The following is an 18398-nucleotide window of genomic DNA, read 5'->3' on the forward strand; positions in this document are numbered from 1 at the left end:
GGCACGCTTGTCCCGTGACCGAGATTGACGCAAAGATCGATGCTCTCGTCCCCGCCTGGCTCACCCTCCCCGACATCGCCGAACAGTTCGGCGTCGAGGTGACGCGCGTCCGGCAGCTGGTCAAGGACGGCCAGCTGATCGCCGTACGCCGTGGTGAGAACCGTGCGCTGCACGTCCCCGCCGATTTCATCGACGTGGACGAACAGAAGGTCGTCAAGGGCCTGGCCGGCACCCTGACGCTCCTGAGGGACGACGGCTTCTCCGACGAAGAGGCCCTCGAATGGCTCTTCACCCCCGACCCGAGCCTGCCCGGCACCCCCGCGCAGGCTCTGAGCGAGAATCGCGGCACGGAGGTGAAGCGCCGCGCCCAGGCGCTCGCCGTCTGACCTGAACGCGACCGTCCGGCACGGGGAGCGCGACGCCGGGAGCATCCCGGCCGCCGCGCTCCCCGCGCACCGAACAAACGGGGGGAACCACACATGCCCGAGAACGCCGGCCCGACCGTGCGGAGCCGCCTCGCCGACGCCCGCGTCTACCTGTGCACCGACGCCCGCAGGCGTCAGGGCGACCTCGCCGAGTTCCTCGACGCGGTCCTGGCGGGCGGCGTCGACATCGTGCAGCTGCGCGACAAGGGCATGGAGGCGGGGGAGGAGCTGGAGCACCTCCAGGTCTTCGCGGACGCCTGCGCCCGGCACGGCAGACTTCTCGCGGTCAACGACCGTGCGGACGTGGCCCACGCCGCCCGAGCCGACGTCCTGCACCTGGGCCAGGGAGACCTCCCGGTTCCCGCGGCCCGCGCGATCCTCGGCGACGAGGTGCTCATCGGCCGTTCCACGCACTCCGCCTCCGAGGCCGGCGCCGCCGCCGTCCAGGAGGGCGTGGACTACTTCTGCACCGGCCCCTGCTGGCCCACCCCCACGAAGCCCGGCCGCCACGCCCCCGGCCTCGACCTGGTCCGCGGCACGGCGGCCCTCGGCACGGACCGCCCCTGGTTCGCGATCGGCGGCATCGACCTCGGCCGGCTGGACGAGGTGCTCGAAGCGGGCGCCCGCCGCGTCGTCGTCGTACGGGCGATCACCGAGGCGGACGACCCGGGCGGGGCGGCGGCGGAATTCGCGAAGCGGCTGCGCACGGCGTAGACCCGTCGGCCGTCCGCGGGGAGGGTCCCGGGGAGTCCCGGCGAGGCCCCTGTCCGAGGGGTGGACAAGAAATCGACAGATCGGACAAAAGTCAGCGGTTCGGTTGGGTGACCGACGCCCTCTGGCTAACCTGCGAGTATGGCCCTTGGATCTGCTTCCACCAGGACTGATCACGCACGCACCGTGCGCGACATGCTCGCGACCGGCAAACAGACCTATTCCTTCGAGTTCTCGGCGCCGAAGACTCCGAAGGGCGAGCGGAACCTGTGGAACGCCCTGCGGCGGGTCGAGGCCGTGGCTCCCGACTTCGTCTCCGTGACCTACGGGGCCGGCGGCTCCACGCGGGCCGGCACGGTCAAGGAGACCGAGCAGATCGTCCTCGACACGACCCTCACCCCGGTCGCGCACCTCACCGCGGTCAATCACTCCATCGCGGAACTGCGCAACATCATCGGGCAGTACGCGGACGCGGGCATCCGCAACATGCTCGCCGTGCGCGGCGACCCGCCCGGCGACCCCATGGGCGACTGGGTGCCCCACCCCAAGGGGCTGACCTACGCGGCCGAACTGGTGCGCCTCATCAAGGAATCCGGCGACTTCTGCGTCGGGGTCGCGGCCTTCCCCGAGATGCACCCCCGGTCCACGGAGTGGGATCTGGACGTCTCCCACTTCGTCGACAAGTGCCGCGCCGGCGCCGACTACGCCATCACGCAGATGTTCTTCCAGCCCGAGTCCTACCTCCGTCTGCGTGACCGTGTGGACGCGGCGGGTTGCGCGACACCGGTCATCCCCGAAGTCATGCCCGTGACAAGTGTGAAGATGTTGGAACGTCTGCCCAAACTCTCGAATGCTTCGTTCCCGGACGCCCTGAAAGAGCGGATCCTCACAGTCAAAGACGATCCGGCGGCTGTACGCTCCATGGGGATCGAGTTCGCGACGGAGTTCTGCGCGAGGCTGCTGACCGAGGGAGTCCCCGGGCTGCACTTCATCACGCTCAACAACTCCACGGCGACGCTGGAAATCTACGAGAATCTGGGCCTGCATCACCCGCAGCAGGCCTAGACCGGTCGCACCCACGTACGACACACTGCGTAGCGGCCACTGGGAGAGGGGCGTACATGGGCTTGACGGTCCTCTATCTGGCATTCGGCATTGTCGCGCTGTGGCTGCTCGGCGAAGTGCTGCTGCAGTACAAGGCGCGGCTGCGCTTCCGGCTGCTCGCCTTCGTCGGCTTCCTCGGTGTGGTCCTCGGCGTACTGATGCACTCGGTCGTGGTCATCGGTCTCGGCGCGGCCGCCTTCACGGTCGGCCAGACCTATGTGACGCTGTCGTTCCGCCAGGGCTTCGCGCAGGGCTGGGCCATCAAGGGCCCCGCCGTGGAGGACAAGCCCGGCAAGCTCAGCAAGCGCCGCCGTGGCGAGCCGGAGGAGGCGGACCCGGCGGAGGAGAACTCCGGCCCCGAAGAGGTCGAGGTGGCCGCCTACCGGCGCGAGGACCAGTTCGCCGACGAGGACGACGTCTTCACGCCCGCCCCGTCCGACCGGTTCGCGCCCCCGGAGCAGGCCGAGCCCGCTGCCGCCGAGCCGGCCTCGGTGTACGAGCCGCAGCCGCTGCCCGAGGACACCGGCTCCTACGGTGTCTACGACTCCGGCGCCTACGCCGCCGCCAATGACCAGTCCTACGCCGGCGCGTCCCCGTCCCAGGATCAGCAGGCCTACGCGACGGGCCAGAACCAGCAGGTCTACGACACGGGCCAGAACCAGCAGGCCTACGCGTACGACGGCTACACGGGCTACGACCAGCAGCAGCAACAGCAGTACGGCTACGGCACCGGCCAGCAGCAGTACGCCACCTACACGGACCCGTACACCGGTCAGCAGACCTACACGGGCGCCACGTACGACCAGACCGCCTACAACAACGGCGGCGACCAGCAGCAGTACGCGCAGCAGCAGAACTACACCCAGGACCAGTACGCCACCGGCACGTACGGTGGCGAGACCCCGGCCGGGGGCGTCTGGGTGCCGCAGCAGCGCACCGACGAGTACGGCGGCGAAGTCCCGCCTGAGCAGCAGCAGTACCCGTACCAGGGCAACGGCAGCGCCGGGTACGACGAGCAGTACCGCTACTGACCGGCAGGCCCGCGGCGAGGGCCTCCCGCACCGCCGCCCGCCGGCAGGCTCACTGCGAGCCCTGGAACTCCGGCCCCTCCACGATCAGTCCGGCCACCAGAGCCCCCGACATGCCGGCGTGCGGCAGACCGCCGCCGGGGTGTGCCCAGCCTCCGGCAGCGAAGAGCCCCGGTATCCGCGTGGTGTTCGACGGGTGCAGCAGCCGGCCGTCCGCCGCGGCGAGCGCCGGGGCCGGAACCGCGCCGCCCTCCGCACCGGTCGCCTCCGCGATGTCGGCCGGGGTGCGGACCTCGTGCCACAGGAGCCGGGCGCGCAGACCGGGCAGGGCCCGCTCGGCGGCGTCGAGAACCCGCTCCACATCCTCCCCGGACACCTGGGCGCCGGACGGGACCGTGACGGTCAGCGTGACGGCCTCGTGCCCCGTGTCCGGGACGAGCGCCGGGTCGTCAGGACGTGCCACCACGACGGTCGGCGCCGCGGGGACGCCCGGACGCTCCCCGAAGAGCCGGTCCAGCTCACCGTCGCGGTCGGCCGAGTGGACCACCGTCCGGTGCGCCGTCCCGGCGGGCCGTCCGCCGCGCAGCGCGAGCAGCAGCGTCAGTCTGCTGGTCATGCCGGGCCGCGGCGGCACCTCGTCACCGCCGCGGAGCGCCGCCCCGTCGACGAGACCGTCCAGGGCACCCGGCGCCACGCCCGCCACCACGAAGTCGGCCCCCTCGAACATGTCTCCCCCGGATCCGGAGGCGGCGGAGCCGTGCCGGGAGAGCTCCACACCGACGACCCGGCCGTCCTTCTCGACGATCCGCTCGACGGGGGTCCCGAAACGGAACTCGACCCCGCGCTCCAGACACCGCTCGTACACGGCGCGCGCCAGCTCCCGGATGCCACCGCGCACGTACCAGGTGCCGAAGGCGTGGTCCATGTACGGCAGCACGGCGGCGCTCGCCGGGGCCGCGCGCGGATCCAGCCCGTACACCAGGGCGTGGCTCTCCAGGAGGGCCCTCAGACGCGGGTCGCGCAGCTCCCAGGCGGCGACCTCGGCGAGGGTCCCGGCCCGGCGGGTGCGCAGCAGCTTCCTGTGCGGCACCGAGGGGTAGGGCTCGCGCTCGGCCAGCACCGTCCAGTTCGGCCACAGCGGCTCTTCCAGGAGCGGCCGGCGCGAGCGGTCCCAGGCCTCCCGGGCCCGCACCAGGAACTCGCCCCACCGCTCGCCCGCGCCGTCGCCGAGCGCTTCGTCCAGCGCGGCGAGCACACCCGCGCGCGAGGCGTTCGGCAGGGACACCCGGGTGCCGTCGGCGAAGACATGGGCGGCCGACGGGTCGACCTGCACCAGCTCGACGCACTCCTCCAGGGGCCGCTTCCCGGTCTTGACGAACAGGTCGCGATGGACCGCGGGTACCGGCAGCAGGCCCGGGCCCGTGTCGAAGACGAAGCCGTCCCGCTCGAAGCGGCGCACCGCACCGCCGTACGTCCCCGTCCGCTCGTACACCACCACCCGGTGGCCCGCGACGGCCAGCCGGGCGGCGGCCGCCATCGCGCCCATCCCGGCGCCGATCACCGCAATCCGTCCCATGGCGGCGACTTTATCCGGCCCCGCCGACAGTCCCGTCAGTCGCCTTCCGCGCGCTGCGCCCCGTCGGGCGGCTGCCCCGCCACCGCCGCCGTCCGCCGCTCCTCCCGGCGCTGCGCCCGGCGGCGCAGGAACCGTCTGATGCGCGAGAGGACGAAGCAGAGCACCGCGAGCCCGGTGAAGAGCAGGACGCCGGCCACGACCGCCGCGGCCCAGGGATGAAAGACCGCCAGCGTGACGACGCCCGCGACCCCGAGATCCTCGACGGTGCTCACGGCGATGTTGCTGAAGGGCTCCGGCGAGGTGTTGATCGCCATCCGGGTCCCGGCCTTGACCGTGTGGCTCGCCAGCGCCGTCGAACCGCCGAGCAGGGCCGCCGTCAGATCCGAGACCGAACCGCTCTGCCCGGCGAGCAGCGCCCCGACCCAGGCGCCCGCCGCCGGCCGGATCACGGTGTGCACGGAGTCCCACACCGAGTCGACGTACGGGATCTTGTCGGCGACCGCCTCGCAGAGGAAGAGAACGCCGACTGTGATCAGGATCTCAGGGCGTTGCAGGGCCTCCGGGACGTCGTCGCTCAGCCCGGTGGCGCCGAACAGGCCGAGGAGCAGCACGACCGCGTACGCGTTGACGCCGCTGGCCCAGCCGCTGGTGAAGACCAGGGGGAGTACGGACACGGAGGGGATCGTAACCAGGGGGAGACGGGGGCGTCCTGGGCTTGAGCACGTAGGTCTGAGTATCCGTACTCACCGGGTGAGATGAGTAGGCGCACGGATGGGTCCGACCTGCGCGAACGACAGAGTGGAGACACGGAAAGGGGCGCGGCTCCGGCACCGCCGACACGGGGCGGCGGAACGGACCCCGCGCCCTTGGCCGCTCCTTCCGCCGACCCGCTCGGCGGGAGTGAGACACGGGGGAACCCGGGGGGACGACCGAACGGGGGCCCGACGGGGGCACGGGGGAGCACGACGAAAGCGCCGGTACGAACGGCCCGCGGGGGAAGCGGCCGACCGTACCGGCGCTTTCGCGCGTACGGGACGAAGCGGCACGGCCGGCGGGGAGCCGGCCGTGCGCGGGGTCTCAGCGGTGGCCGCTCACCCGCCCCTGGAGCAGCCGGGACAGTGCCGCGTGGACGTCGTCCAGGGAGCGCTCCGGCTGGAAGGCCTGCCAGTCCAGGGCGGCCACCAGGACCATCCCGACCAGGGCCGCCGCGGTCAGCGGAATGTCGATCTCGTCGCTGAGTTCCCCGCCCGCCACCGCGTCGCGCAGGACGTCCTCGACGACCGCCACCGCCTGCTGCCGCACCACCATGAGGGTGGACTGCCAGGCCCGGTTGGTACGCCAGAGCTCCGCCACGTAGAGCTGGGTGAACGCCGGATAGCGGTTGATGAAGACGAGCCCGGCCCGGATCATCGCGTCCAGTGCGTCGACCTTGCTGCCGCCGTCCCGGTCGGTCTTCTCCGCCGCCTCCCGCAGCGAGGCGGTGAGGAGCCCGACGCCGTGGCGCAGCAGCTCTTCGAAGAGGACCGATTTGCTCGCGAAGTTGTAGTAGACCGTGCCCTTCGCGACCCCGGCCCGCTCGGCGATCTCGTCCACCGTGGTCGCGGAGAAGCCCTGTTCGGCGATCAGGGTGACGGCCGCCTCGTAGAGCTTCTGCCGGGTCGCCTCGCGGCGGCTGCCACCGGCCGCCGTGGTGCTGCTGCTTTCCATGGCTCCGATTGTCACAGGAGCACCCGCGCGCGTGGTCACAGGCTCAGCTCCGGATGCAGCCGGTCGAGGGTCCACACCTGCCTGCGGCGGGCCGTCAGGGCGGTGAGCGCCAGCGCGCCCACCGTGAAGGCCGTCAGGACGGCGCAGGCGGTCCCTACCGGCTCCAGGCCGCCGCCGGTGATGAGCCTGCGGAGGGCCTCGACGACGTAACTCATCGGCAGGAAGGGGTGGATCGCGTTGAAGAAGCCCGGACTGGTCTGGACGGGGTACGTGCCGCCCGCCGAGGTCAGCTGGAGCATCAGGAAGGCCAGGACGAGGATCCGGCCCGCGGCTCCGAAACGGGCGTTCAGCCACTGCACGATCGCCGCGAAGCAGGCCGTCACCAGGAACAGGAAGCCGACCGTTCCCGCAGCACGGACCATCTGGAGCCCGATCGCCCAGTGCAGCACCGCCATCAGGGCGGCCGTCTGAAGGATGCCGACGACGACGACCGGCAGCCAGCCCGCCAGCGCGATGCGCCACGCCGAGGCGCCCGCCGCGAGCGCGCGCCGGTTCAGCGGCTGGATCAGCATGTACGCCACCATCGCGCCGACCCACAGGGACAGCGGGATGAAGTAGGGGGCGAAACCGGTGCCGTAGTTGGGCGCCTTGTGCAGGTCCCTGGAGGCCATGCGCACCGGGTCGGCCATGACCTCGGTCCGCAGGTCGCGGTCGGGCTTGTCGTAGTCGGGGATCCGCTCGGCGCCGTCGTGCAGGCCGCCCGCCAGCTTCCCGGACCCGCCGACGAGCTTGTACAGGCCGCCGTCGAGGTCGCCCGCACCGGACTTCAGCCGGCCGACGCCCTTGTCGAGGGTCGCCGCGCCGGTCCTGGCGGTGCCGAGACCGGAGTGCAGCCGCTTCGAGCCCCTGGCGACCGCGGCGGCCCCCTCGTTCAGCTTGTCGATCTTGGAGACGGCGTCGTCGAGGTCCTCGGCGAGATGCGGCGAGCGAGCGGCGAGGGCGCGCGCCTGCTTCTCCAGCGTCGCCAGGTTCTTGTCCAGTTCGACGAGGTCGCCGTCCTGGTCGCCGATCAGGGCGTTCACGTCGTCGGCGACCTTGAGGACGTCCGCGGCGGCCTCCGTGGCCTTCGTCAGCTCGGGACACGCCGGGTCGGGGACCGGCAGGGTCTCGCACCGGGAGCGGTGGACGGCGTTCAGCGCGTCGGAAGCGGTGCGCGCGCCCTTGGCCGCGGCCGGAGCGGTCTTCACCAGGGTGTCGAGGTTGTGGCGGATGCCCGCGGCGGAGTCGGCGACCAGCCGGGCCGTGTCGCCGATGGACTTTTCGTTGTCCTCCAGGAAGGGGCCCACCTTGTCCGCGACCCCGTCGACCTTGTCGGCCAGCGCCCGGGTGCCGTCCGCGACCTGCCGCGAACCGTCCTCCAGGTCGCCCGCTCCCGTGGTGAGTTTCCTGAGGCCCCCGGAGAGCTTCCCGCTGCCCTTCTTGGCCTCCTTCAGGCCGTCGGCGAGATCCTTGGAGCCCTTCTTCGCCTTGCCGATGCCGCTGTTGAGCCGGTCGGCGCCGTCGGCGGCCTGCACGGTCTTCCCGTGGATGTCCGAGAACGAGATGAAGATCTTGTCGAGGAACGAACGCGAGGCCTTCGTTGAGGCGGCCGTCCGTACCTCGCTGAACACGGTGCGGGAGATCTGCCCGACGATGTAGTTGTTCGCGTCGTTGGTCCGCACCTGGAGCGCGCTCGTCTCGGGGGAGGTCCCGGAGCTGGACGCGATCCTCCTGCTGAAGTCGCCCGGCATGGTCAGCGACAGGTAGTACGTGCCGTCCTCCACGCCCCGGCGGGCCTCGGCCGGGCTCACCTCGTGCCACTCGAAGGTGCCGCTGTCGCGCAGCCCCTCGGTGATGGTGTCCCCGACGGCGACCCTGCGGCCGTCGGCCGTCGCTCCCTCGTCGGCGTTCACCAGCGCCACGGGGATGCGGTCGAGACGGCCGTACGGGTCCCAGAACGACCACAGGTACAGGGCGCCGTAGAGCAGGGGCAGCAACAGGAGCGCGACCAGGGCGGCGCGCGGGAGCTTGCCCCGGCCGAAGCGGCGGAGTTCGAGAAGGGCCAGTTCAGGCGAGCGCATCGGCCGTCTTCCTGTCGGGGTTCCCGCTGTCGCTGTCGCTGTCGCTGTCGCTGTCGCTGTCGCTGTCGCTGTCGCTGTCGGCGGCGGTGGTGGCGGTGGCGGTGTCTTTGTTTGCGTCGATGTCTGCGTCAGCGTCGGCTTGCACGTCGGCGTCCGCGTCTGTGCTTGTGGCCGTGGCGGTGGCCGTGCCGGCGGCGTCGGCGTCGTCTTCGGCGGGCGTGATGGTGCCGGGGGCCTCTCCGTCGGCGGTCCTCGCCGTGGCGGCCGGTGTGGTGGACACGACGACGGCGCCCTCGGGAGCCTCGCTGCACACCGCCACGACCGTCGTTCCGGACTCGGTGAGGGACGTCAACAGGGCCCAGACCTCGGACCGTTCGGCGTCCGAGAGCTTGAGGTCGGTGTCGTCGACGCCGAGCAGCCGTGGGCGGCTGATCAGGGCCAGCGCGAGGGACAGCCGCAGTGCCTCGACCCGTTCCAGATCGCGGACGGCGGTCCTCGGCCCCTTGGGCAGCGTGTCCGGGTCGAACCCGGCCGCGGCCAGTGCGGCGCCGATCCGCGACTCGGTCTCTCCGGCCCGCTCCCCGCGAGGCCGCAGCAGGGCGCGCAGCGAACCCCCGAACCGCCGCTGGAGCAGGGCCCGTTCGCGCAGGTGCTCCCCGACGGTCAGCGCGGGGTCGAGGTCCGTGACGCCGGGAACGTGCGCGAGCGCGCTCGTCCGGCGCACCGCCGCCAGTTGCCTCGGCAGCCGTGCCGAACCCACGGCCGCCGTCCCCTCGGTGGCCTTCATCCGGCCCGTGAGGGCGAGCAGCAGGCAGGTGCGGCCGGATCCCGACGGCCCCTCGATCGCGATGAGCGATCCGGGCTCCGCGTCGAGACGGACCCCGCGGAAAGCCCACCCGCGGGGTCCTTGGAGTCCGAAGTCCTCGGCCGTGACGCGCAGTCCGTGCGGACCGTCCACAGCTCCCCCATCCTCTGGAACACATCGAACTACTTTTGAACTGACTGGTCAGTGCAAAAACTAACCCGAACTTGCGATCGAAGCAAAAGCGCAGGTCAGAACGGATTGTCAGTGGCATACCGCACGATGGGCACATACGGCCACAGTGCCGTCACACGACGACAGGAGGTTCGTCATGGCCAGCTCTTCCGCAGCCGCCGCCCGTCGGCGCCGCGCCCCCGGCCCTGCCCCCTCACTGACCACCGGACCGGCGGGCGACGTGCACCCCGTGCTCCGCCGGGCCACGGCCCCGCCCGCCGCCCTCGACCTGCTCTCCCAGGCCCGTGCCGGACTTGACGAGGCGACGGCACTGGAGACGTCCAACGAGCGTTACGCGACGGCCCACTTGGCCGCGCTGCGCACCGCCGCCGCCGTCCTCGCCGCGCGCGCCCGCCCGGAACCCGCGTCGCGGCGCAGAGCACGGATCCGCAGCGCCTGGGAGGTCCTCCCGGAGATCGCTCCCGAACTGACCGAGTGGAGCGCGCTGTTCGCCTCCGGGGCCACCCGCCGTGCCCGCGCGGAGGCCGGCATCCAGGGAGCGGCCACGACCCGCGACGCCGACGACCTGATACGCGACGTCGCCATGTTCCTGCGTCTGGTCGAGCGGATGCTGGCGTTGCAGCCCGTGCTGCCCCAGCCGCGCCAGGACGGAGACCGGGACCAGAGCCCGGACTGGAGCCGGGACCAGAGTCCGGACTGGAGCCGGGACCAGAGTCCGGACTGGAGCCGGGACCAGAGTCCGGACTGGAGCCGGGACCAGAGCCCGGACCAGGGCCGGGGTCAGAGCCGGGACCGGGTGGACGGCGCGGACAGGGGGGTTCCGGACGCGGGTTGACGGGCAGGGAATCCCGGGCGGCCGCGAGGCGATCGGGTGCGCGCGCCTCGCGTGATCCGGCGCGCGTGAGACGGAGGGCCGGTCACGGTGGCGGAGGCAATAGGGTGGAGGCGCCTGCTGCCTCCCCGCCGGGAGGCCCGAAGATCGCTCCGCCGTTCAACAGGCGGTGCCGCGCCGAGGAGTCAACTGCCGTGTCGGACCCGATGCGCCCCCGCGCTTCTCTCCGTACCGCCGTGGTCTGGGAGGTCCTCAAGGACGCCCTGGACCGTCAGGTCAAGGCCGCGGGGCGGGAGTCGCTCGACGTACTCGACACGGGCGGCGGCAGTGGCAACTTCGCCGTGCCCGTGGCCCGCCTCGGCCACCGTGTCACCGTCGTCGACCCCAGCCCGAACGCGCTGTTCGCGCTGGAGCGGCGTGCCGCCGAGGCCGACGTCGCCGACCGTGTGCAGGGTGTCCAGGGCGACGCCCACGGCCTCTTCGACGTGGTCGAACGGGGCCGCTACGACGCCGTGCTGTGCCACGGCGTCCTGGAATACGTGGACGACCCGGCCGAGGGCGTCCGCAACGTCGTGGACGCGCTGCGCCCCGAGGGCGTGCTCAGCCTCCTGGCCGCGGGCTTGGGCGGCGCGGTGCTGGCCCGCGCCCTCGCCGGGCACTTCAAGGAGGCCCGGCACGCGCTCGACGACCCGGACGGACGCTGGGGCGAGAGTGATCCCGTTCCGCACCGGTTCACCGCCGAGCAGCTCACCTCCCTGGTCGCGGGCGCCGGCCTGCACGTCGCCGCCGTGCACGGCGTACGGGTCTTCGCGGACCTGGTGCCGGGGGTCCTGGTGGACACCGAGCCGGGTGCCCTGGAGGCCCTGCTGAAACTGGAGGCCGCGGCGGCCGAGCTCACCGCCTTCCACTCCGTGGCCACACAGCTCCATGTGCTCGGTGAGGCTCGGGGGGCCACGGAGGACTGAGCGCCCCCGTGGTGCGGCGCTGATCAGGGGCTTGGCGGCACATGGAGTACGCCACAGACCACCCGATCGAGTGCTCGGCGCCGTATGATCGGGGGAGACCGTCCGGCATGACGGGCCGTTCGCTGGGGAATGCACGCCTCAGCGCATCGGGACGCCGTGAAGGGTTCCGGTCGGCGAATTGGCGTAGAGGGCGGGTTTCACGGGGCCGATTCCCTGCCTATCCTGAAGGGGACCCCCGGTCGCCCCGGCGACTGCACGATGAGGAGGACTCCGTGCCGCTCTCGGAGCACGAGCAGCGAATGCTCGAGCAGATGGAGCGAGCGCTGTACGCCGAAGATCCCAAGTTCGCGACAGCGCTTGAGGGAAGCGGGCTGCGTACGTACACCCGGCGACGGGTCTACCAGGCGGTCGTCGGCTTCCTGGTTGGTATCGCGCTCCTCATGGCTGGAATGGTCGCGGTTCAGATCTGGCTGAGCGTGGTGGGCTTCCTCGTCATGCTGGGCTGTGCGGTGCTCGCCGTCACCGGTTGGCGCAAGGCTCCCAAGCCCGGTGAGCAGCCGACCGTGCCGGGCTCGCCCGCCGCTCGTCGGCAGGCCCGGCAACACCGCTCCATGATGGACCGCATCGAACAGCGCTGGCAGCGTCGTCGCGACGAACAGGGCGGCAACTGAGCCTCCGGCTTCGCGCCGCAGACATACGCGTGAGGGGCGTCCACCCGCATCCGGGTGGACGCCCCTTCACGCGTATGTACGGCAGAAGCCCGGAAGGACCGGCCCCTCGAAGCCCCGGCCCTTCCGGGCTTCGGCCGCTCGAAGCACCACCCTCGAAGAACCACCCTCGAAGGGCCTGCCTCGAAGCGCCTGCCCTTGAAGGGCCTGCCCCTGGGCGCGAGCCCGCCGGGCCGGCCCGAAGCGCCGCCCCGGAGGGTCGGGTCTTCGCCCCTTGGTGTCCGCCGGACCGGCTGTCGTGGGGCCCGGCTCCTCGGACCGGGCCTCGGTCAGGTCTGACCGAGACTCAGGGCCGCCCTCGGCCCTGCCGGAACCGCCGGGACCGCCCCGGCAGGGCCGCCCCCGCCAGGCCGGGAAACGCTCCGGCCTGGAGAGGGGCACGGGCCCGGTCCGCCTCAGCCGTTCTGGCGCGACGGGCGGTGGAGCAGTGCCTGCCGACGGGCGGACAGCCGGGTTCCCAGAGCCGTCCAGGAGGCCGAGGCCATCCAGATCACCCGGACGGCCGAACGGGGGAGGAAGAGCGCACGCAGGCGCGCGGGACGGCTCGCGGACGTCCTGAAGGACTCCCCGACGCGGCGCGCGTCGTTCGCGAGGCCCGCCACCGGCCGGGGGCGCGGAGCGTAGAGAACCTGCTCCACGGCCGCGGCCAGCCGGTGCACCGCCGCCTCGGTCTCCGGGTCCAGTTCCCCGAGCCTGACGATCCGCTCGGCGGCCTTCCTCGGTGTCTGCGACTCCGTCGGCCCGATCCCGTAGTCCCACGCGGTATCGGTCACCTCCGACCAGGCCCCCAGCGTGTACGCCGCCACGTCCGCCTCGGTGCGGCCGTGGCCGCCGAGCCGGACCGCCCGTACCCGCGTCCGCCACAGCATGGGCGACAGCAGCAGGCCCGGGATCAGGAGGCCGGCCAGCGTCACGACGAGGATCATCGTCCAGGGCCAGTCGTCCTCCTCGGGACCGAGCGCCGCCGCGGCGGACTGGTCCGGGCAGGCCGCCAGCTTCCGCAGCCGGGACGAGCAGCTCTCGCTCGCCGACGCCTCGGCCGAGGGCGCCGCGGACGTCGAGAACGTCGGCTTCGGGGCCGCGGACTCGATCTCGCCCGGCGTGTTCGTCTGGGTGTACGACGGCACCGAACCCCGGCTCGGGGTCGGCTCGAAACGGGTCCAGCCCACGCCCTCGAAGTACAGCTCGGGCCAGGCGTGCGCGTCCCGCAGCCCCACCGCCATCGAACCGTCCGCCTGCGGGGTCCCCGCCGTGAAGCCGACCGCCACGCGGGCCGGAATCCCGAGGGTGCGCGCCATCGAGGCCATCGCGAAGGAGAAGTGGACGCAGAAACCCTCCTTCTCCTTCAGGAAGTTCGCGATCGCGGCGGAGCCGCTGCCGGCCTGCACCTGGGTGTTGTACCGGAAGTCGCCGCTGACCGCGAAGTAGTCCTGGAGCTTGACCGCCTGCTCGTAGTGGTTGGCCGAGCCCGCGGTGACCTTGCGGGCCGTCTTCGACACCACCGCGGGCAGCGACCTCGGAACCTTGGTGTACTCGCGCCGCATCGCGGGCGAGGCCTCCGGGGCGTTCGCCAGTTGCTGCGCCGTCGGCTCCACCATCAGGCTCGTGACCTCGTACCGCACGCCACGGGTGTTCTGTCCGTGGTCGCCGACGAGGGTGCGCCCCACGGGTTCGTAACGCCAGTTGCCGCTGATGTCCACCGTGCTGACCGGATACGGCATCGGCAGCCAGTCCTGCGCGTACCAGTCGGCCGCCGCGATCCGGGTCCGGATCGTCGCCCGCTTGACCTGGCCGTCCAGACCGATCGGCGCCGGGAACGTCTTCGGCACGTCCACGATGTGGCGCTGCGCCGGCTTCCACGCCGTGCCGTCGAAGTCGTCCAGCGAGACGATCCGCAGATAGAGGTTCTGTGTGTCCGCGGTGTCCGTGCGGTACGTCATGACCGTGCGGTCCTCGTCCACGTTCAGGCTGTCGCGGAGCGAGACCAGCGGGTTGACCGCGGCGATGGTGCCGCCGCCCCCGGTGCCGTTGCCGATGCCCCGGCCGGCGCCGTCCAGCAGGCCGCCGTCGATCCCGGGCAGCGCGAACGGCACGAACAGGGCGGCGAGCACCGCGACCGCCCCGATCCGCCGCCCGAAGCGGACGCGCGCGACGACACCGCTCGCGGACTCGGGGCCGGGTGTCCGGGCCGCTCCGCCGAAGACGCGGCCCCACTGCGAGAGCCGGTCCCGGCCCTCGGACAGCAGCAGCATCAGATAGCCGGCCGCCGCGAGCAGGAACCACAGCCCGGCGGCGCCACCGTTGGAGAGGCCCGCGGCGACCGAGTACAGGGCGAGCAGCGGAAGGCCGGCGGGCGCGGCGCTGCGGTAGGTCACCGCGAGGGTGTCCACCACGAGCCCGATCACCAGGACGCCGCCGACCACCATCAGCCGGATCCCGTCCGACAGCGGAGCCGGGATCGAGTACCTGCCGATGTCGTCGGCGCCCGCCCGCAGCAGTGCCGAGAAGTGCTGGAAGGCCTCGGGCCCGGGGACGATCCCGGCGAGGGCCTCCTGCCGGGCGAAGACCAGCGTCAGCAGCATCAGCGTCACCAGCGCCTGCGTCGCCACGGTCAGTGGCCGGGCCAGCGGGACCCGCCGGGTCAGCGCCCCGACACCGGTCTGCACGGTCAGCAGGAACGCCGCCTGGAAGATCCACGTCGCCGGGCTCACCAGTGGCAGCATCGCGCAGGACGTCATCAGTGTGGCCGCCGCCGCCCACAGCGCCAGCCGGGCCCGCCCGCTCATACGCCACCATCCCCCGCGGTAGTCCCCGTCGACGCCACATGCGTGCGCTGATGGTCCGCCTCGCGCCACAGGCCGGCGAGCGACGCCCCCCGCGGCACCTTCACGGCGGTCCAGCCCGCCTCGCGCAGCATGCGCAGCGGGTCCGTGCCCTCGTCCGACGGGCCGGCAACCGCGGCCGGATCCCGCACCCAGGAGTCACTGTCCAGCAGAAACGCGACGGCCCCGCCGCTGCGCTGGCGCATCTTGCCGAGCACGGTCGCCTGCTCCTCGTCGAGATCGCCGAGGAAGGCGATCAGCAGTCCCTCGTTGCCGCCGCGCAGCACCTCGTACGCCCGGGACAGGCCCGTGCCGTCCGAGTGGTCGACGACGGCGAGGGTGTCCATCATCGTGCCCGCCGCGTCCGCCGACTCCTGGCTCGTGCCCGCGAACCCGTCGGAGCCCTCGCCGGGCACCGAACTGCCGGTGTCCGTCAGAAGGCGTACCGAGAAGCCCCGTTCGAGCATGTGCAGCAGCGTGGACGCCGTTCCCGAGACCGCCCATTCGAAGGCCGAGTCGGGTCCCGCGCCCTGGAAGGCGATGCCCCGGGTGTCCAGCAGCACGGTGCAGCGGGAGCGCTGGGGCTGTTCCTCGCGGCGGACCATCAGCTCGCCGTAGCGGGCGGTCAGCCGCCAGTGCACACGGCGCAGGTCGTCGCCGTAGCGGTACCCGCGCGGAATGATGTCGTCCTCGCCGGCCAGGGCGAGCGAGCGCTGCCGCCCTTCGCCGTACCCCTTCGCCTCACCGGTCAGCCGCACGGGCGGGAGCGCCTCCACGCGGGGTATGACGGTCAGGGTGTCGTACGCCGAGAAGGAGCGGGTCAGCTCGCACATGCCGAACGCGTCGGTCAGCCGCAGTTGCAGCGGGCCCAGCGGATAGCGGCCGCGCAGGTCCGAGCGCACGCGGTAGGACACCTCGCGGCGACCGCCCGCCTCCACCCGGTCCAGCACGAAGCGGGGCCGCGGACCGAGGACGTACGGCACCTTGTCCTGGAGCATCAGCAGCCCGGTGGGCAGCCGCGAGATGTTGTCCATCCGCAGATGCACGCGGGCCTCGGAGCCCGCGGGCACGCGCGCGGGAGAGAGCCTGCGACTGCCCGCGACCCGGTAGCGGGTGCGGTACAGCACGGCCGCGCAGAACAGGGGCAGCAGTGCGAGGAGCAGGCCGACCCGGAGCAGATCGCTCTGCCCCAGGACGAACGCGCAGATCGCGGCGGCCACTCCGGCGGCCAGGAACGAGCGGCCGCGTGTGGTGAGGCCGGCGAGCGTGGTGCGCAGCCCGCCCATGTCCTCGGCGGTGGGCCCCGTGCTCGCCTGCGTCATCACAGCCTCCGGGGCGGTTGCTGTCCGTAGGTGGGCGCGCCCCGGCCCATCGAGAGACCGGACTGCTGGGGAGCGGCGGGCACCGGGGTGCGCTGGAGGATCTCCTGCACGACCTGTTCGGACGAGCGGCGGTTCAACTGCGCCTGGGCCGTGGGCAGCAGGCGGTGGGCCAGGACCGCGACGGCGAGCGCCTGCACGTCGTCCGGCAGCGCGAACTCCCGGCCGCTGAGAGCGGCGGACGCCTTCGCCGCGCGCAGCAGATGCAGCGTGGCACGCGGTGAGGCGCCGAGTCTCAGGTCGGGGTGGGTGCGCGTGGCCGCCACGAGGTCCACCGCGTAGCGGCGCACCGGGTCGGCGACATGGACGGTGCGGACCGCGTCGATCAGCTTCACGATGTCGTGCGCGTGGGCGACCGGCTGGAGGTCGTCCAGCGGGCTCGCGCCGCCGTGGATGTCCAGCATCTGCAGTTCGGCTTCCGCGCTGGGGTAGCCGATGGAGACACGGGCCATGAAGCGGTCGCGCTGGGCCTCCGGCAGAGGATAGGTGCCCTCCATCTCGACCGGGTTCTGGGTGGCCACCACCATGAACGGGCTGGGCAGCTCGTAGGTCTGCCCGTCGATGGTGACCTGGCGCTCCTCCATCGACTCCAGGAGCGCGGACTGCGTCTTGGGCGAGGCGCGGTTGATCTCGTCGCCGATCACGATCTGCGCGAAGATCGCGCCCGGCTTGAACTCGAAGTCCCGGCGCTGCTGGTCCCAGATCGACACACCCGTGATGTCCGAGGGCAGCAGGTCGGGCGTGAACTGGATGCGCCGTACCGAACAGTCGATGGAACGCGCCAGTGCCTTGGCGAGCATGGTCTTGCCGACGCCGGGGACATCCTCGATCAGAAGATGGCCCTCGGCGAGCAGCACGGTCAGCGAAAGCCGTACGACCTCAGGCTTGCCTTCGATCACTCCTTCCACCGAACTGCGGACACGCTCCGCAGTGGCGGTCAGATCCGTGAGGCTCGCTCGATCGTCATAGGTCGTCACCCGGCCCTCCTAGGCCCGTTCGGGCCGACGCCCTGTGCGGACCGGCCCACCCCGAAACACGGGCACCACGCGCGAAAGGTTCCGCGTGACGCCACACCCGCATTCTTGTTGCCGTTACCGGTTCGTGTCATCCGCCTGTGGACAAGTGGCCGCGATATGTCAGTTCTTACGGCTCTTTGGGCACCGGACGGCCGGGGTTTTGGTGCAGAGAGGGTCCCACGAGCTGCGGAGGACCGGCGACCGGGGGCTCCTGCGGGACCCGTCAGGAGGGGTCGATCTCCCGCAGCAGACCCGTCGTGACGTCGAAGACGAAGCCGCGTACGTCGTCGGTGTGCACGAGAAAAGGGGACGTGCGGACGCGCTGCATCGACTGCCGTACGTCCTGCTCGACGTCCCGGAAGGCCTCGACCGCCCACGCGGGGCGCTGGCCGACCTCCATCTCCAGGTCGTGCCGGAACTCCTCCGTGAGGGACTCCAGGCCGCAGCCGGTGTGGTGGATGAGGGCGACGCTGCGGGTGCCGAGGGCGCGCTGACTGATGGTGAGGGAGCGGATCACGTCGTCGGTGACCACGCCGCCCGCGTTGCGGATGGTGTGGCAGTCGCCCAGTTGCAGGCCGAGCGCGGCGTGCAGGTCGAGGCGGGCGTCCATACACGCGACCACGGCGACGCGCAGCACGGGGCGGGCGTCCATTCCCGGGTCGGAGAAGGCGGCGGCGTATTTCCCGTTGGCGTCGACGAGTCGGTCGGTGACCGAGGGCTCCCCGTCTATGACGTCTTCGGGTTCGGCGGGAACGGATGCGGAAGTCGACATACCTGTGACGTTACTGGTCACGCATGGGCCGGGCCTGTTGTGAGAGGGGACAAAGAATGTCATCGCGGCTTGTTGTGAGGTAATCCACACGGGCGGTGACGGCCTGCCCGTTCGGGTGATTCTTCCTGATCCGCGGCTTCGGTCCGAGCGCCGTCCGCGACGCGCATGCCAGTTGGTTGACCGCGCGACACCGTGGACTAAAGTGACGCGAAGCGG

At 72.0% G+C, this 18398-nt stretch carries 15 protein-coding genes and 1 pseudogene; 7 read left to right on the plus strand and 9 right to left on the minus strand.

The annotated features are described in order from the left end of the window. Positions 1–14: 14 nt before the first annotated feature. From ACF07B_RS04585 to ACF07B_RS04600, 4 genes are all read left to right on the plus strand, one after another. Positions 15–386, plus strand: a complete 372-nt coding sequence (locus tag ACF07B_RS04585) for an Rv2175c family DNA-binding protein (protein WP_329299189.1) — start codon at positions 15–17, stop codon at positions 384–386. A gap of 93 nt (positions 387–479) precedes the next feature. Further along, on the plus strand, positions 480–1139 hold the full coding sequence (gene thiE / locus ACF07B_RS04590; protein WP_392177708.1) for a thiamine phosphate synthase: 660 nt from the start codon (positions 480–482) through the stop codon (positions 1137–1139). 138 nt (positions 1140–1277) lie between these two features. After that, on the plus strand, positions 1278–2201 hold the full coding sequence (metF, locus tag ACF07B_RS04595) for a methylenetetrahydrofolate reductase [NAD(P)H] (protein WP_369483870.1): 924 nt from the start codon (positions 1278–1280) through the stop codon (positions 2199–2201). Positions 2202–2257: 56 nt separating this feature from the next. After that, positions 2258–3271 carry a hypothetical protein gene (locus ACF07B_RS04600; RefSeq protein ID WP_392177709.1) on the plus strand — a complete coding sequence of 338 codons (1014 nt, stop codon included), beginning with the start codon at positions 2258–2260 and terminating at the stop codon, positions 3269–3271. Between the two features lie 49 nt (positions 3272–3320). Here ACF07B_RS04600 and ACF07B_RS04605 read toward each other — a convergent pair whose 3' ends face one another. The 5 genes from ACF07B_RS04605 to ACF07B_RS04625 all read right to left on the minus strand — a co-directional run bounded on the left by ACF07B_RS04605 (position 3321) and on the right by ACF07B_RS04625 (position 9629). Then, entirely contained in the window at positions 3321–4844 is a 1524-nt protein-coding gene (locus ACF07B_RS04605; protein WP_392177710.1) for a phytoene desaturase family protein, read from the minus strand. 35 nt (positions 4845–4879) lie between these two features. After that, positions 4880–5518: a DUF4126 domain-containing protein gene (locus ACF07B_RS04610; protein WP_392177711.1), complete on the minus strand. Its 639-nt coding sequence runs from the start codon at positions 5516–5518 to the stop codon at positions 4880–4882. A gap of 403 nt (positions 5519–5921) precedes the next feature. Next, positions 5922–6551 (minus strand): TetR/AcrR family transcriptional regulator, encoded by a 630-nt coding sequence (locus ACF07B_RS04615; RefSeq protein WP_369483874.1) that lies wholly within the window; start codon positions 6549–6551, stop codon positions 5922–5924. A gap of 35 nt (positions 6552–6586) precedes the next feature. After that, positions 6587–8671 carry a YhgE/Pip family protein gene (locus ACF07B_RS04620; RefSeq protein ID WP_392177712.1) on the minus strand — a complete coding sequence of 695 codons (2085 nt, stop codon included), beginning with the start codon at positions 8669–8671 and terminating at the stop codon, positions 6587–6589. Then, positions 8658–9629: an ATP-binding cassette domain-containing protein gene (locus ACF07B_RS04625; RefSeq protein ID WP_392177713.1), complete on the minus strand. Its 972-nt coding sequence runs from the start codon at positions 9627–9629 to the stop codon at positions 8658–8660. Before ACF07B_RS04625 ends, ACF07B_RS04620 begins: the two co-directional genes overlap by 14 nt. Before the next feature lie 175 nt (positions 9630–9804). Between ACF07B_RS04625 and ACF07B_RS04630 the strand changes: the two are divergent. The 3 genes and pseudogenes from ACF07B_RS04630 to ACF07B_RS04640 all read left to right on the plus strand — a co-directional run. After that, positions 9805–10368 (plus strand): annotated as a pseudogene (locus tag ACF07B_RS04630) (SAV_6107 family HEPN domain-containing protein); the annotation flags it as partial. A gap of 326 nt (positions 10369–10694) precedes the next feature. Continuing rightward, the gene (locus tag ACF07B_RS04635) at positions 10695–11465 is read left to right on the plus strand and encodes a class I SAM-dependent methyltransferase (protein ID WP_392177714.1); all 771 of its coding nucleotides are present in this window, start codon (positions 10695–10697) and stop codon (positions 11463–11465) included. 272 nt (positions 11466–11737) lie between these two features. Beyond that, on the plus strand, positions 11738–12136 hold the full coding sequence (locus tag ACF07B_RS04640; protein WP_392177715.1) for a DUF3040 domain-containing protein: 399 nt from the start codon (positions 11738–11740) through the stop codon (positions 12134–12136). 452 nt (positions 12137–12588) lie between these two features. On the opposite strand, the gene ACF07B_RS04645 is transcribed toward ACF07B_RS04640, so the two are convergent. From ACF07B_RS04645 to ACF07B_RS04660, 4 genes are all read right to left on the minus strand, one after another. Continuing rightward, entirely contained in the window at positions 12589–14979 is a 2391-nt protein-coding gene (locus ACF07B_RS04645; protein ID WP_392177716.1) for a DUF3488 and DUF4129 domain-containing transglutaminase family protein, read from the minus strand. Then, a complete protein-coding gene (locus ACF07B_RS04650) occupies positions 14976–16337 on the minus strand; it encodes a DUF58 domain-containing protein (protein WP_392177717.1) in 1362 nt (453 codons plus the stop codon). The genes ACF07B_RS04645 and ACF07B_RS04650 overlap by 4 nt, the downstream gene beginning before the upstream one ends. Then, positions 16337–17371, minus strand: coding sequence for a MoxR family ATPase (locus tag ACF07B_RS04655; protein WP_362401922.1), 1035 nt, complete (start codon positions 17369–17371; stop codon positions 16337–16339). Before ACF07B_RS04655 ends, ACF07B_RS04650 begins: the two co-directional genes overlap by 1 nt. Before the next feature lie 262 nt (positions 17372–17633). Then, entirely contained in the window at positions 17634–18182 is a 549-nt protein-coding gene (locus ACF07B_RS04660; RefSeq protein ID WP_369483882.1) for a beta-class carbonic anhydrase, read from the minus strand. Between the last annotated feature and the right edge of the window lie 216 nt (positions 18183–18398).

Origin of the sequence: Streptomyces sp. NPDC015532 (genome assembly GCF_043078065.1) — a bacterium.
Classification (GTDB): domain Bacteria; phylum Actinomycetota; class Actinomycetes; order Streptomycetales; family Streptomycetaceae; genus Streptomyces.

Bases quoted from the DNA above. Each gene is read 5' to 3' on its own strand.
- thiE (WP_392177708.1), top strand. From the start codon at position 480: ATGCCCGAGAACGCCGGCCCGACCGTGCGGAGCCGCCTCGCCGACGCC.
- metF (WP_369483870.1), top strand. From the start codon at position 1,278: ATGGCCCTTGGATCTGCTTCCACCAGGACTGATCACGCACGCACCGTG.
- ACF07B_RS04600 (WP_392177709.1), top strand. From the start codon at position 2,258: ATGGGCTTGACGGTCCTCTATCTGGCATTCGGCATTGTCGCGCTGTGG.
- ACF07B_RS04605 (WP_392177710.1), bottom strand. From the start codon at position 4,844: ATGGGACGGATTGCGGTGATCGGCGCCGGGATGGGCGCGATGGCGGCC.
- ACF07B_RS04615 (WP_369483874.1), bottom strand. From the start codon at position 6,551: ATGGAAAGCAGCAGCACCACGGCGGCCGGTGGCAGCCGCCGCGAGGCG.
- ACF07B_RS04620 (WP_392177712.1), bottom strand. From the start codon at position 8,671: ATGCGCTCGCCTGAACTGGCCCTTCTCGAACTCCGCCGCTTCGGCCGG.
- ACF07B_RS04645 (WP_392177716.1), bottom strand. From the start codon at position 14,979: ATGAGCGGGCGGGCCCGGCTGGCGCTGTGGGCGGCGGCGGCCACACTG.
- ACF07B_RS04650 (WP_392177717.1), bottom strand. From the start codon at position 16,337: ATGACGCAGGCGAGCACGGGGCCCACCGCCGAGGACATGGGCGGGCTG.
- ACF07B_RS04660 (WP_369483882.1), bottom strand. From the start codon at position 18,182: ATGTCGACTTCCGCATCCGTTCCCGCCGAACCCGAAGACGTCATAGAC.